The 14,141-nt window shown below is 67.5% G+C and carries 11 protein-coding genes and 1 riboswitch; of the genes, 2 read left to right on the top strand and 9 right to left on the bottom strand.

Annotated elements, in window-relative coordinates; translation table 11 throughout:
- Nucleotides 1-461 precede the first annotated feature (461 nt).
- From H289_RS0101185 to H289_RS0101170, 4 genes are all read right to left on the bottom strand, one after another.
- Nucleotides 462-2,222: an NRAMP family divalent metal transporter gene (locus H289_RS0101185; protein WP_020098923.1), complete on the bottom strand. Its 1,761-nt coding sequence runs from the start codon at nt 2,220-2,222 to the stop codon at nt 462-464.
- A gap of 82 nt (nt 2,223-2,304) precedes the next feature.
- Nucleotides 2,305-2,457, bottom strand: a complete 153-nt coding sequence (locus H289_RS33275) for a hypothetical protein (protein WP_020098922.1) — start codon at nt 2,455-2,457, stop codon at nt 2,305-2,307.
- 261 nt (nt 2,458-2,718) lie between these two features.
- Nucleotides 2,719-2,891: riboswitch (M-box (ykoK) riboswitch) on the bottom strand.
- Nucleotides 2,892-3,107: 216 nt separating this feature from the next.
- Entirely contained in the window at nt 3,108-4,757 is a 1,650-nt protein-coding gene (locus H289_RS0101175; protein WP_020098921.1) for an AMP-binding protein, read from the bottom strand.
- The gene (locus H289_RS0101170) at nt 4,757-6,457 is read right to left on the bottom strand and encodes an AMP-binding protein (protein ID WP_029104652.1); all 1,701 of its coding nucleotides are present in this window, start codon (nt 6,455-6,457) and stop codon (nt 4,757-4,759) included. Before H289_RS0101170 ends, H289_RS0101175 begins: the two co-directional genes overlap by 1 nt.
- 76 nt (nt 6,458-6,533) lie before the next feature.
- Between H289_RS0101170 and H289_RS0101165 the strand changes: the two genes are divergently transcribed.
- Nucleotides 6,534-7,373, top strand: coding sequence for a LuxR C-terminal-related transcriptional regulator (locus H289_RS0101165; RefSeq protein ID WP_020098919.1), 840 nt, complete (start codon nt 6,534-6,536; stop codon nt 7,371-7,373).
- 4 nt (nt 7,374-7,377) lie between these two features.
- On the opposite strand, the gene H289_RS0101160 is transcribed toward H289_RS0101165, so the two are convergent.
- The 5 genes from H289_RS0101160 to H289_RS0101140 are packed head-to-tail and all read right to left on the bottom strand — an operon-like array spanning nt 7,378 to nt 13,311.
- Nucleotides 7,378-9,195 carry an ABC transporter ATP-binding protein gene (locus H289_RS0101160; RefSeq protein WP_020098918.1) on the bottom strand — a complete coding sequence of 606 codons (1,818 nt, stop codon included), beginning with the start codon at nt 9,193-9,195 and terminating at the stop codon, nt 7,378-7,380.
- The gene (locus H289_RS0101155) at nt 9,192-11,099 is read right to left on the bottom strand and encodes an ABC transporter ATP-binding protein (protein ID WP_196809965.1); all 1,908 of its coding nucleotides are present in this window, start codon (nt 11,097-11,099) and stop codon (nt 9,192-9,194) included. Before H289_RS0101155 ends, H289_RS0101160 begins: the two co-directional genes overlap by 4 nt.
- A 59-nt stretch (nt 11,100-11,158) precedes the next feature.
- On the bottom strand, nt 11,159-11,719 hold the full coding sequence (locus tag H289_RS0101150) for a chromate transporter (RefSeq protein WP_020098916.1): 561 nt from the start codon (nt 11,717-11,719) through the stop codon (nt 11,159-11,161).
- 10 nt (nt 11,720-11,729) lie between these two features.
- The gene (locus tag H289_RS0101145) at nt 11,730-12,329 is read right to left on the bottom strand and encodes a chromate transporter (protein WP_020098915.1); all 600 of its coding nucleotides are present in this window, start codon (nt 12,327-12,329) and stop codon (nt 11,730-11,732) included.
- Nucleotides 12,322-13,311, bottom strand: coding sequence for a phospholipase D-like domain-containing protein (locus tag H289_RS0101140; protein WP_029104650.1), 990 nt, complete (start codon nt 13,309-13,311; stop codon nt 12,322-12,324). Before H289_RS0101140 ends, H289_RS0101145 begins: the two co-directional genes overlap by 8 nt.
- Nucleotides 13,312-13,384: 73 nt before the next feature.
- Between H289_RS0101140 and H289_RS0101135 the strand changes: the two genes are divergently transcribed.
- Entirely contained in the window at nt 13,385-14,095 is a 711-nt protein-coding gene (locus H289_RS0101135) for a response regulator transcription factor (protein WP_029104649.1), read from the top strand.
- Nucleotides 14,096-14,141: the final 46 nt, after the last annotated feature.

Below are 14,141 nucleotides of genomic sequence, written 5' to 3'. Positions count from 1 at the left end.
ACCCACCACGGCGGCCGACTCCCGTATTGAGGAACCACGCAACACAATTGGTGCCGCCGCCCGCGTGATATCGCCTGCCCACGGACGCGCGCCCCTGAGCGTTTGCGGTATTGACGCACGCGTCGGTACTGTGCGACAGTCGGCGAGGACGAATCGGGATACGCACAGCAATGCAATGCATCGGACGGTCAGCGTGGTAAATCGGCTGCTTACAGTGCATCAATTGGTCGTTCTGCTGCAGTCCGCAAATCAAGTCGAGTTGCTGCTGACCGCTGCGGCAGGGACGGCCTCGATCGTCACGGCGGCACGCGGCGCGGCAGACGATGTTGCTGGCAGCGGTTCGGAGCGCCGGCACACGGACCTGTGTACCTGCCAGGACGGCGACACCTCGCACTGTCCCGCACGCGATTCACTGTGAGCCGCAGGTGGGCGCGGCACCACCGGTACCACGCCCACCACCGTCAGCCGCTGATCGCCTCGGCGACCTTCACCCCGACCAGCACCACCGCCACCAACAGGTAGCCGCGCAGTGCGACCATGCCCGCCACGCGCAGCGGCGACCAGGCTGGCCGGTCCAGGGTGTCCAGCGCGGGCGTGCGGAAGCTGTCCCGTTCCTGCTTCCGCAGCGCCTTCCGGACGGCGCGGTCGTCGGGTTGGTCGTCCAGATCCTCCACCTGCTCCGGGTCCAGACCGCCCAGCTCGGCGGCCACATCGACAGCGGCCTGCTTCCGCTGCCGGTGCCGTGACCGCAGCGTCGCACCGGCGATGGCGCCGCCGCCGAGCACGCCGACGCCGACTCCGACCCCGAAGCCCCACTCGAGTTGTGCGGCAGTCAGATTCGGGAAGAACGTCGCGGCCGTCAGGGCCAGCGACAGCAGCACCAGGGCCCACACGATCACGCCGGCCATGATGTTCTGCCGCATGGTGTTGACCCACGGGCCCAGCACCGCCTTGTCGTTGCACAGCAGCACCAGGAACACCGTCGCCGACGGCAGCAGCACCCCGGCCAGCGCCTGCACACCCTGGGTCAGGAGTCCCAGCACGTGATCCGGGCTGAACGACACCGCGGCCGCCACCGCGAGCAGTGCCGCGTAGCCCAGATAGAAGGCCGGTGCCTCGCTGACTTTCCAGTGCAGCGAGTGCCGCTTGCCCATGGTGTCGCCGAGGGCGTAGGTGGTGGCCAGGCCGACGGCGTTGGCGCCGATGAGCGAGGCGTCCAGCAGCAGGATGGCGAACAGCGCACCCGCGGTGGGCGACACGTGTTGACCCAGCTGAGTCGCCACGTCACCGGCGTCGGTGAAATTGCCGGCCGCGGCGCTGCCACCGAGCCCGAACGCGGCGGCGGCCATGATCGCGACCGCACCCACCATCACGACGACGATGCCGATCCACAGATCGATCCGCTCGTAACGAATCCACTTGGGGGTCAACCGCTTGTCGACGATGTTGGACTGCTGGAAGAACAACTGCCACGGCGCGACGGTGGTGCCGACGATCGCCACGATCAGCAGCAGGAGCGTCGAGTTGAGGCCGCCCGGGAACGACGGGATCAATCCCTTCGCCGTCTCGGTCGCGGACGGGTGCACGATGAACGCCAGCGGGAAGATCACGATGTTGATCGCGATCAGCGCGAAAATGAAACGCTCCCAACGGCGGAACGAACCACCGGCCACCACGGCGAACAGCAGCACTGCCGCCAGCGGCACCGAGATCGTCTTGGGCAGCCCGAAGTAGTTCAACGCCATGGACACCCCGACGAATTCGGTGACGATGGTCAACGCGTTGACGATGAACAGGTCGCCGACGCTGAAGGCGCCCCAGAACTTGCCGAACCGCGCGAAAATCAGGCGGGCGTGCCCCACTCCGGCGACGGCGCCGAGCCGGACCACCATCTCCTGGTTGACGTACAGCACCGGAATCAGCAGCGCCATGGTCCACATGAGCGCCATGCCATAGTTCTGGCCGGCCTGCGCGTAGGTCGCGACGCCGCCGGCGTCGTTGTCCCCGACCATGACGATGAGGCCGGGCCCCATCACCACCAGCAGCATCTTCAAGCGCTGCCAGCGGCTGCGGCCGGTGGTGGTCTCGTCGGTGCGGATGGTGCCGAGGGCGCCGACGATGTCGCCGACGTGCGCGGTGTCGAGCACCGCGGTGCGTGGTGAATCACGTTGCCGCACTGACGTTTCACCGGTGGGGCGCGGGGTACGAGCGAACAGGGCCATGTCGAGATTCCTCCCGGGAAAATGGCAGCACAGCAGGGGTCCGCCCACCGGAATCGGTGGGCGGACCGTGCGGCCGAACGGATCAGAAGTTGGGGTGCGCCCCGAGAGACGCCGAGATCACCGCGAGCGGCGTGTGCGACAACTGCAGGTTGTACCGTTCCTGCGGGGTCAGGTGCGTGCGGGTGTGCAGCAGCCGAGCGATACGACGAACGGTGCGGTTGCGAAATACGGTCATGACAGAACTCCTGTCGGGATCGGACTCCCGCGGCCTGTCGGTCAGGCAGAACCCGCCAGTCGGCGGATTGACGGAAGTACTCGGATACTGATGTCTACGTGGTGTTTTCGTCCCAAACTGGAACTGTCGCCATCGCCAGATCTCACGTCGTACCTCACCTCCTCGCCGTCGGGCCCACGTCGGGGCAGCTATCCCATGACAACACAAAAGGGAGATGGCAGCGACCGGGTACCCATTAAAAGGCTGTTAAAACCATGCGCTGCCGCACCCCTCTCGTCAGAGCTTCGGCACTGGACGACGTAATCCACCGGGGTGGATAGCCACTTTGGGTAACCCCTTAATCCGGGGAGACCTGTCCTGACCCTGGGCGTCTCTCGACGTCGTCGGATCAGTGGCTTCTGTTCGTCCAGGAGCCTCGCCTAGCGAGGTGCTGACGTAGCCAAGGTAACCCGGGTGCGCAGACCCGTCAACTCGATTGGTCGGGCCGTTCCCCACGAGCGTGCCAACAGATCGCGATTTCGTCGAAGATCGCGAGCTGTACGCACATTCGTAGCGAGGGCCGACGCGGCGTCGCCACGAATGTGCAACCAGATCGCGAAAATTGTCGGGAACAGGGCCTGGCTGCACGTTCGCGGCTGGAGAACCTCGCGCTAAGGCTGCTCGAGACCGAAGATGCGGATGCTCTCGGCGCGCATGTCAACCTTGCGGACCTTGCCGGTGATGGTCATCGGGAACTCATCGACGATGTGCACGTAGCGCGGAATCTTGAAGTGCGCCAGCCGATCCGCGGTGAACTCCCGGATGGCGGCGGCGTCCAGCGGCGCCGCACCGGGCCGCATCCGCAGCCATGCGCAGATCTCCTCGCCATAGCGGGCGTCGGGCACGCCGATCACCTGCGCGTCCTCGATGTCCGGGTGGGTGTACAAGAACTCCTCGATCTCGCGCGGGTACACGTTCTCGCCGCCGCGGATCACCATGTCCTTGATGCGTCCGACAATGGCGCAGTAGCCGTCGGCCCGCATCACCGCGAGATCGCCGGTGTGCATCCAGCCCTCGGAATCGATTGGCCCTCGGTTGTATTCGCTCCTCGCGTGCGCAGTGGCCTTCCCGTCACCCTTCCAGTAGCCCAGCATCACCGAGTAGCCGCGGGTGCAGAACTCCCCCGGCTCGCCGCGCTCGACCGTCTCGCCGGTTTCCGGGTTGACGACCTTGACCTCCAGGTGCGGGTGCGCCCGCCCGATGGTCGCGGTCCGTCGGCCCAGGTCGTCATCGATCAACGTCTGGCACGACACCGGCGAGGTCTCCGTCATGCCGTACGCGATGGCCACCTCGGCCATGTGCATGTCCGAGACGCAGTGCTTCATCACCTCGACGGGACATACCGAGCCGGCCATGATGCCGGTGCGCAGGCTCGACAGGTCCCGCCCGGCGAACGACGGATGGTTCTGCATCGCGATGAACATCGTCGGCACGCCGTAGACGCCGGCACACTGCTCGGCCTCGATGGCATCGAGCGTTGCGGCCGGGTCGAAGCCGGGGGCCGGGATCACCACGGCCGCACCATGACTCATGCAGCCGAGCACACCCATCACCATGCCGAAGCAGTGATAGAACGGCACCGGGACACACAACCGCTCCCCCGCCCGCAGGTTGATACCTTCGGTCGTGAAGTAGCCGTTGTTCAGGATGTTGCGGTGCGACAGCGTCGCACCTTTCGGGAATCCGGTTGTGCCCGAAGTGTATTGGATGTTGATCGGGTCGGTGTTGGACAACGCGGCATGCCGGGCCGCCAAGGCGTCGGCACCGACCGTCGCGCTGTCGGCACGCAACCGATCCCAGTCCGCGCCGTCCAGGAAGACGACGTCACCCAGGCCCGGGACCTGCGGCCGCACCTCGTCGATCATCGCCGCGTAGTCCGACGTCTTGAACGACGTCGCCGAGATCAGCAGACGCATCCCGGATTGGTTGAGCGCGTAGGCAAGTTCGTGCACCCGATACGCCGGATTCACGTTGACCAGGATGGCGCCGATCTTGGCCGTCGCGAGCTGCGTCACGATCCACTGCGCACAGTTCGGCGACCAGATGCCGACGCGGTCACCCTTCTCGATGCCGCGGGCCATCAGGCCGCGGGCGATCAAGTCGACCTCGGCGTTGAGTTCGGCATACGTGTACCGCAGTCCCTGCCCGCGGTCGACCAACGCGAGAGTGTCCGGATGGGCCGCGACGGTGCGCTCGAAGTTGGCCCCGATGGTCTCTTCGAGGATCGGGGTGTCGGTGGGGCCCGCGTCGTAGCTCAGCATCAGTTCACCAGATCCTCGTAGCGGTATTCCGATGCGATCGGGGTGCCGGCCGCATGCGCTTGATCTTCGCGCTTGCGCAGGTCAACGCGCCGGATCTTGCCGGAAATCGTCTTGGGCAGATCGAAGAACTCCACCCGCCGAACCTTGAGGTACGGCGCCAGGTGGTCACGGGCGAATTCCATGATCGACCGCGCGGTGTCCGCGTCGGCACTCCAGCCGGCAGCCAGGCAGACGTACGCCTTCGGCACGGCGAGCCGGGTGTCGTCGGGCTGCGGCACCACCGCGGCTTCCACCACCGCGGGATGCTCGATGAGCACGCTCTCCAGCTCGAACGGCGACACCTTGTAATCCGACGACTTGAACACGTCATCGGTGCGGCCGATATACGTGATGTAGCCGTCACTGTCGCGGGAGGCCACGTCACCGGTGTGGTAGTAACCGCCGGCCATGACGGCCGCATTGCGTTGCGGGTCACCGAGATAACCCGTCATCAGGTTGAGCGGCCGCGCGCCCAGCTCCAGGCAGATCTCGCCCTCGTCGGCCGGCTCGCCGGTCAGCGGATCGACCAACACCACGGGCACACCCGGCATCGGCCGGCCCATCGATCCGGCCTTGACCGGCTGCCCCGGAGTGTTGCCCACCAGCAGGGTGGTCTCGGTCTGGCCGAAGCCGTCCCGGATGGTCAGGCCCCAGGCGTCCTGCACCTTGGCGATGACGTCGGGGTTCAGCGGCTCGCCGGCGCCCAGAATCTCGCGCAGCCCTTCGGGTTTGGTGCCGAGGTCGGCCTGGATCAGCATCCGCCACACCGTCGGTGGTGCGCAGAAGGTGTTGACGCCGGCGCGGCGCAGTTGCCCCATGAGCGCGGCGGCGTCGAAGCGGCTGTAGTTGTAGACGAATATCGTCGCCTCGGCGATCCACGGCGCGAAGACACAACTCCAGGCGTGCTTGGCCCAGCCCGGTGAGCTGATCGCCAGGTGGACGTCGCCGGGCGTCACCCCGATCCAGGCCATCGTGGACAGGTGACCGACGGGATACGAAATCTGCGAATGCTCAACGAGTTTGGGCTTGCTTGTGGTGCCCGAGGTGAAGTAGACCAGCAGCGGGTCGTCGACGTCGGTGACGGCGCGGAACGGCCCCGCCGAAACCGCTTGATACGCATCGGCATACCGGTGCCAGCCGGGCACCGCATCCCCGACGACGATGCCGACGTACTGCCCGTCGACGGACGCGAACTTGTCCGCGTCCGCGGCATTGGTCACCACGAAGCCCGCCCCGCCGCGGGTGATCCGGTCGGCCAGATCGGCCGGGCCCAGGGCCCCGGTCGTCGGCATCACCACCGCGCCGAGCTTGGCCACCGCCAGCATCGACTCCCACAACTCGACCTGGTTGCCCAGCATGACGATGACGCGGTCGCCCTTGCCCACACCCAGCGACTGCAGCCACGTCGCGACCAGGTCGGACCGGTCGGCCATCTCCGCGAAGGTGTAGCGCTGCTCGTCGCCACCTTCTTCGGTGATCCAGAGCGCCGTCTGCCCGGCCCGCTCGGGGCTGCGGGCGATGACGTCGAACCAGTCGGTGGCCCAGTTGAAGGTGCCGGTCAGCCGCGGCCAGCTGAACGAATCGACGGCCTGCGAGTAGTCACCGATCGACGCCACGAGCCGGTCCCGGGCCGCTCGGTACTGCTCGGTGTTGGTCGTGATCACAGCCTCTGTCGCCATGAACGTAGGATCTACGTCACACCCATCCGCCCGCTACCCCCGAAAGAGGGTACTGACCGTGACGACCGGCCCGTCCCTGCTGCGCCCGCGCGATACCGACGCGGTCCGCGCCGAGCTGCGGCGTCTCGGTTCAGAGGGCGCGGTGCCGGTGATGTTCGGCGGCGAGGTGCACGACGACACGCTGCTGATCACGGAGTTCTACGGCACGCGCGGCGGTGGTCTCCGGGGGTTGACGGTGCGCTCGACGTGCGGACTCGGCGGTGCCAGCATGGTCTCGGGCCAGCCGCTCGCGGTGGCCGACTACCGGCACGCGCCGTCCATCACGCACGACTATGACATGCCGGTGCTCTCCGAGGGCATCCGGTCGGTGCTGGCGGTGCCGGTCGTCGTCGACGGCCGGGCCCGGGCGGTGCTCTACGGCGCCTACCGGTCCAGTGCACCGTTCGGCGGCCGGGCCGTCGACCTGATCATGGCATCGGCGCAGCGCCTGTCGGACGAGCTGACGATTCGCGACGAAGTGGACCGCCGGCTGCGGCTGCAGCAGGCCCCGGCCGCCGACACGGCGGTCAACACCGAACACATCCGCCAGGTGCACGCCGAACTGCGACGGCTGGCGGCCGGGGGCGCGCCCGTCGCACCGAACGATCTCGGCGGTCTCGCCGACCGGCTGGCCGAGGCGCTGGCCGGTGGGCCCGCACCGGCCGGTCCGCTGAGCCCGCGCGAACTCGACGTGCTGGCGCAGATCGCACTGGGGTGCACCAATACCGAAGCTGCCCAACGGCTTTCCCTGAAGCCGGAGACCGTCAAGAGCTATCTGCGCAGTGCCGCGACGAAACTCGGCACCCACAGCCGGCACGAGGCGGTGTCGAAGGCGCGGCAGCTGCGGCTGATTCCCTGACCGGTCAGGCCAGCGAGTCGATCCACGCGCGGTGCAGCGCCGCGTACCGCCCGTTCTGGGCGACCAGATCGTGGGGCGCACCGTCCTCGACGATGCGCCCGACGTCGAGGACCAGGACCCGGTCCGCGGACTGCACGGTGGAGAGCCGGTGCGCGATGACGAGCGCGGTCCGCCCGGCCAGCACGGTCGCCAGCGCGCGCTGCACCAGGCGCTCGGTCGGAATGTCCAGCGACGACGTCGCCTCGTCGAGAATCAGCACCTTGGGGTCCGCCAGGAACGCGCGGGCGAACGCGACCAACTGGCGTTGGCCCGCTGACAGCCGTCCGCCCCGATTGGCGACGTCGGTGTCGTAACCGTCCGGCAGATTGTCGATGAACCGGTCCGCGCCAACGGCTTCCGCCGCCGCGCGGATCTCGGCGTCGGTGGCGTCGGGGCGCCCGAACCGGATGTTGTCGGCGACGGTGCCGGCGAACATGAAGTTCTCCTGCGTCACCATCACGACGTGTCGGCGCAGCTCGGCCTGGGCGATCGACCGCAGGTCGATGCCGTCGAGGGTGACCGTGCCGGTCACCGGATCGTAGAAGCGCGCGATGAGCTTGGCGATGGTCGTCTTGCCCGCGCCGGTGGCCCCGACGAGGGCGACCGTCTGCCCCGCGGGCACCGTCAGATCCAGTTCGGGCAGCACCGGACGGTCCGGGCTGTAGCCGAAGCTGACACCCCGAAAAGCGATGTCGCCCTTGACCGCCGTGAGCGCGACGGGGTCGGTGGGGTCCATGATCCCCGGCTGCTGCCCGAGCACCCCGGCCAACTTCTCCAGCGCCGACGCCGCCGACTGGAAGGTGTTGAAGAACTGCGAAATCTCCTGCATCGGTTCGAAGAACATGCGCAGGTACAGCAGGAAGGCCGTCAGCGTGCCGATCGTCATGCGGCCGTGCAGCACCAGGTAGCCGCCGTACAGCAGTACCACCGACGTGGTGACGTTGCCGATGAGTTTGACCGCGGGCATAAACACCGCGAGCAGGGTCATGGTGCGTTCGTTGATGACGCGGTAGTCGTCGACGACGTCGTCGAAGATCTCCTGGTTGCGGGGCTCGCGCCGATAGGCCTGCACCGCTTTGATGCCCGTCATGGTTTCGACGAACTGGACGATCACCAGGGCCGCGCGTTCGCGGACGGTGCGGTACGTCTTCGATGATTCGCGCCGGAACCAGGCGACCAGCAGCACCAGGAGCGGGAAGGCGCCCAGGCACATCAGCCCGAGCCGCACGTCGAGCGTGACGAGCAGTACCGCGGTGCCGCCCAGGGTGAGCACCGCGGTGATGAGGCTGTCGAAACCCGTCGACAGCATGGTCTGAATGGCTTCGATGTCGTTGGTGGACCGGCTCACCACGCGGCCCGAGGTGTAGCGGTCGTGGAAGGCGACGTCGAGGCGCTGGAACTGCCGGTACACCCGGCGGCGCAGCTCCAGCAGCACCTTCTGGCCGATGCGGCCCGACCGGTTCAGGAAGAACAGCCGGAAGGTGGCCTGCAGCACCACGACGCCGCACAGGGCCGCGACGATCTGCAGCAGTTCACGGGCCGGCCCGCCCTGCAGGATCGGCGGGATGCCGTGGTCGATGCCGCGCTGCACGAGCAGCGGAACCGACAGGCGCGCACCGTTTTCCACCACGACGACCAGCGCCAGCAGCAGGACCGCGAACCGGTACGGCTTCAACAACGAGCCCAACAGAGACCGTGCCTCGCGACGCCGCGAGACGTTCTCGTCGATGGGCAGGTCCTCGGCAGCCTCGACGGTCTGGCCGCGCCAGCTCTCGGTGCTCATCGCCTCCGCACCTCTTCGGACTCATCGGTCTGCTCCAGATACAGCTGCTCGAGCCGCTCGCGTTCGGCGTCCTGTTCCCAATCACAGCTGCGCTCGCAGCCGTCGTCGAGCTCGTCGTCGGCGGACAGCAGGTAGCGGTATTCAGGCGCCCGCTCGAGCAGTTCGGCATGGGTGCCGATGCGCGTGATGGTGCCGCCGGTCAGCAGCGCCACCCGGTCGGCCAGCAGCACGGTGGACGCGCGGTGCGCCACCACGATGCCCGTCACCGACGTCAGCACCCGCCGCAGCGCGACGGTGACCTCCGCTTCGGTGTGCATGTCCAGGGCCGACAACGTGTCGTCGAGCACCAGCAACGACGGCGCGGCGAGGATGGCGCGGGCCAGCGAAAGACGTTGCCGCTGACCGCCGGACAGGCTCATGCCCTGCTCGCCGATGCGGGTGTCGAGACCGAACGGCAGGTCGTAGACGAACTGGGCGGCGGCGATGTCGATCGCCGCGCGAATCTCGTCGCCGGTGGCCGGGTTGTCGGCGCCGCGGCCGAGGGTGAGGTTCTCGACGACCGACATCGAGAACAGTGTCGGGTCCTCGAAGGCGGTGGCCACGGCCGTCCGCAGGGCGGGCAGCGACAGCTCGCGGATGTCTCGTCCGTCGAGCAGGATCGCGCCCTCGGTGACGTCGTACAGCCGTGAGAACAGCGCGGCGAGAACCGATTTGCCGGAGCCGGTGGCGCCGACGAGCGCCAGCGTCTGCCCCGGCTCGACCGTCACCGACACGTGGCGCAGCGCCCAGTCGTCGGCTTCGGCGTCGGGGAAGCGGAAGCCGACGTCGCGCAGCTCCAGGTGCCCGCCGCGCGGCACGGTGTCGACCGGTCCGTCGCTGATATCCACTGGCGCGTCGAAGATCTCGGCGACCCGATTGGCGGCCGTCATGGACTCCTGCATCATCGACAGCAGGAAGCCCAATGACGCGATGGGCCAGACCAGCGACAGCATCATGGTGATGAACGCGACCAGCGTGCCCATGGTGACCTGACCGTGGCCGGCCGCGTACGCACCGAACCCAAGTACGAAGATCAGCGTCAGGTTGGGGATGACCTCGAGCAGCGTCCAGAAGCGCGCCGACACCGCCACCTTGCCGACCTCGGCGTCGTACAGGGCCGTCGCCCGCTCGTCGAACCGCTGGTAGACGTAGTCCTCGCGGCCGAACGACTTGATCACCCGCAAGCCCAGGGCCGACTCCTCGACATGTGTTGCGACATGGCCGGATTGGTCCTGCGCCTGCCGCGACAGCACGGTGAACTGCCGCTCGAACCTGAAGATCGTGACGGACACCGGCAGCACCGACGCCAGCACCACCACGCCCAGCGGCCAGTACATGGTCAGCAGGATGCCGGTCACCACGATGATCTGAATCGTGTTGAGCACCAAGAAGAGCAGACCGAAGCCGAGAAATTGGCGAATGGTGCCAAGGTCGTTCATCACCCGCGACAGCAATTGCCCGGACTGCCACTGCCGGTGGAACGACATGGGCAGGATCTGCAGCCGCGCGTAGAGCTCCTTGCGGATGTCAGCCTCGACGCCCATGGTCGCGCGGGCCCCGAGCCAGCGCCGGATGAACCACAGCACCGCCTCGACGAGCCCCAGCGCGAGCGCGGCCGAACCGAGCACCCACAGGCCCTGCTGGTCCTGGTGCCGCACCGGGCCGTCGATGACGGCCTTGGTCACCAGCGGGATGGACACCGTCACGCCCAGACCGGCGAACGCGGTGAGCAGCATGGCGGCCCAGCGGCCGCGGTACGGCCGCAGATACGGCAGCAGGCGCAGCAGGTCCGCCGACGCACGCCGACGCTGCGGCACCGGAGCGATCGCCGGAGCCGAATGCAGGGGCTGGGCTACATCAGACACAACAACTTCAATGCTCGCACGTGCCACCGACAAACCCGGTGCGCGGCGGCACGACCAGGTCAGATGAAACCCAGGTACCCGACGAAGCCGGCGGCGGCGACCACGATCAGCGGATTGAGTTTGGTGCGCATGAAGATCACGGTGCACACCGCGGTGACGGTGTAGGCGCGCCAGTCATGGTCAGCGGCACGGCTCATGACCAGCGATGCCGCCAGGATGAGGCCGACCGTGAGCGGGGCGAAACCCTTCTCGACCGCGCGGCGCAGTTTGGAGCGTTCGGCCTTCTGCCAGATCAACGTGATGATGTAGACGAAACCGGCGGCCGGCACCACCATCGCGACCATCGAGACGACACCGCCGATGATCGCGCCGGGAATCCCGCCCTCTTTCAGGCCGGCGCCGTAGCCGACCATCGAGACGATCAGGATGCTCGGGCCCGGCGCGGTCTGCGAGATGGAGAACAGGTCGGCGAACTGGTTGTCGGTCAGCCAGTGCCTGCCGTTGACGGCGTTGATGTGCATTTCCGGCAGCACGACGTTGCCGCCGCCGATGGACAGCAGCGACAGCATCCCGAACAGCCCGATGAGCTGGATGTAGGTGGAAAGCGCCGCGGTACTCATCGTGGGGTGCTCATGCCGCTGCGGCGCGGTCCCGCGGCCCTGGCCCGTTGCCGCGCTCGCGCGGCCATGCCCACAGCAGGCTCAGCGGCGCCAGGATCGCGAGCGTCCCCAGCAGCGGGAACCGCAGCACGCCGTTGAGCACGAAGGCGCCTGCGAACAGCAGGACCGGCACCACGCCCGTCAGGCACTTCTGGCCCGTCTTGAGCACCATCGTCAGGGTCAGGGCGACCGCGGCCGCCGACGCACCGTGCAGCACGCCCTTGACGGCGGGCACTTCCTTGAACCTGAAGTAGGCGAACGACAACGCCAGCACGATCACCAACGGCATGGCGCACAGGCCGAACACCGCGGCGGCGGCCCCGGGGAAGCCACGCATCTTGGTGCCGGCGAACACCGCCATGTTGACCTGGTTGGCGCCGGGCAGGATGCGGCACATCGTTGTGGCCGAGAGGAACTCGGCGTCCCCAAGCCAGCCCTTCTCCACCACCAGCACCTCTCGCGACCAGGCCGACAGCCCGCCACCGAACGACGCCAGCGCGATGTGGTTGAACGTCAGGACCAACTCGAACAACGAAACCCGTTGGGCCGTCGAGTCGATCTGCTCACTCATGGACCAGCTCGGGGTCGTGCGGGAAGTCGTCTTCGTGATGCTGCGACGAGTCCAGCGGATCCGGCGGCTCGTAGTGGTGCGAGGTCTCCCAGTCGGCGTCGAACACCCGCGACAGCTGCGCGACGGCGTCCGGGTCCTTGACCATCACGCCCAGTTCGCGGCGCAGGTCGAAGGCGCTGCGGTCGATGTTCATCGAACCCACGAGCGCTTCGTGGTCGTCGACGATGACCAGCTTGGCGTGCACACGCAGGTTCTTCTGCTTGCGCACCTTCGCGCCGAACCGGCGCAGGGTCCGCAGCGAGGCGAACGTGTCGAGGATGTCCCAGTCGCTGATGCCGTGCTTGCCACCGCACAGCACATGGACATTGACGCCCCGGCCCACCGCGGCCGCGATGTGGTCGAGGATGACGGCGTCGACGTACTTGGGGTGCTGGATGCGCAGCCGGTGTTCGGCGGTGTCGATGAATTTCGCCATGTGGTACCGCGAATTCGAGTTGCTCCACAGCAGCCCGTGATACTGCGACGGCTCCCAATCGGTGTGGGACCAGTCGGCGTCGAACACCTCGACGATCTGCGCGACGTGGTCCGGCTCGGTGGTGATGAAGCCGTAGTCACGCGTGAGGGTGAAGTACTTCTCGCACAGGTTGAACGTGGCCACGAGCGCCGCCGCCCCGTCGACGACGATCGACTTCTCGTGCGTCACGTAGAACGTCGGGTTGGACCACTGGACGTTGACGCCGGCATCCGAGAACTGTTCGAACGTCTCGTCATTGGCGCGGTCGCCGCCCGAGCGGGCCGGGTTCAGCATGACGCGCACGTCGACACCCGCCTGGTGGCGCTCGATGACCGCCGCCACGAGCGACGGTTCGGTGAACGTGAATTGCTTGATGAGCAACGACTTCTGCGCCGATGCGATGAAATCCCGCACCGGCTGCACGCCATCATCGGGTTGAACGATGACTCGCGGCGACACAGGCCCCATAAGCGCCGGATGCTAGCACCGAATAGCGGCTGCCAGACGTGCCTCCGTCAATAACAGTGGGCCATCGGGCAAGATGAGGCATATGGATAGCGGAAGCGCCTCCCCCCGCCTGCTCGTAGTCGACGACGACCCGGACGTGCTGGCCTCATTGGAGCGTGGCCTGCGGCTGTCCGGCTTCGAGGTGTCGACCGCCGTCGACGGCGCCGAGGCCCTGCGCAGTGCCACCGAATTCCGGCCGGACGCCATCATTCTGGACATCAACATGCCGGTGCTCGACGGCGTCAGCGTCGTCACCGCGCTGCGCGCCATGGACAACGACGTACCGGTGTGTGTGCTCTCGGCCCGCAGCTCGGTCGACGACCGGGTCGCGGGGCTGGAAGCCGGCGCCGACGACTACCTGGTCAAGCCGTTCGTGCTGGCCGAGCTGGTCGCGCGCGTCAAGGCGCTGCTGCGCCGCCGCGGCGCGACGGCGACGTTCTCGTCGGAGACCATCTCGGTCGGGCCGCTCGAGGTCGACATCCCGGGCCGGCGGGCCCGCGTCAACGGCGCCGACGTCGACCTGACCAAGCGCGAGTTCGACCTGCTGGCCGTGCTGGCCGAGCACAAGACCGCCGTGCTGTCCCGCGCCCAGCTGCTGGAGCTGGTGTGGGGCTATGACTTCGCCGCCGACACCAACGTCGTCGACGTGTTCATCGGCTACCTGCGCCGCAAGCTGGAGGCCAACGGTGCGCCGCGACTGTTGCACACGGTCCGCGGTGTGGGGTTCGTGCTCAGGCAGCAGTGATGAGCGCCTGCGCGAAGAACAGAGTGCCTTGATGAGCGCCTGCGCG

Origin of the sequence: Mycobacterium sp. 360MFTsu5.1, from assembly GCF_000383495.1 — a bacterium.
In the GTDB taxonomy this organism is placed as follows: domain Bacteria; phylum Actinomycetota; class Actinomycetes; order Mycobacteriales; family Mycobacteriaceae; genus Mycobacterium; species Mycobacterium mucogenicum_B.
Note: the sequence above shows the minus strand (reverse complement) of the source record. Positions and strands in the feature narration are given on the sequence as shown.

Bases quoted from the DNA above. Each gene is read 5' to 3' on its own strand.
- H289_RS0101175 (WP_020098921.1), bottom strand. From the start codon at position 4,757: ATGCTGAGCTACGACGCGGGCCCCACCGACACCCCGATCCTCGAAGAG.
- H289_RS0101185 (WP_020098923.1), bottom strand. From the start codon at position 2,222: ATGGCCCTGTTCGCTCGTACCCCGCGCCCCACCGGTGAAACGTCAGTG.
- H289_RS0101160 (WP_020098918.1), bottom strand. From the start codon at position 9,195: ATGAGCACCGAGAGCTGGCGCGGCCAGACCGTCGAGGCTGCCGAGGAC.
- H289_RS33275 (WP_020098922.1), bottom strand. From the start codon at position 2,457: ATGACCGTATTTCGCAACCGCACCGTTCGTCGTATCGCTCGGCTGCTG.
- H289_RS0101135 (WP_029104649.1), top strand. From the start codon at position 13,385: ATGAGGCATATGGATAGCGGAAGCGCCTCCCCCCGCCTGCTCGTAGTC.
- H289_RS0101140 (WP_029104650.1), bottom strand. From the start codon at position 13,311: ATGGGGCCTGTGTCGCCGCGAGTCATCGTTCAACCCGATGATGGCGTG.
- H289_RS0101145 (WP_020098915.1), bottom strand. From the start codon at position 12,329: ATGAGTGAGCAGATCGACTCGACGGCCCAACGGGTTTCGTTGTTCGAG.
- H289_RS0101150 (WP_020098916.1), bottom strand. From the start codon at position 11,719: ATGAGTACCGCGGCGCTTTCCACCTACATCCAGCTCATCGGGCTGTTC.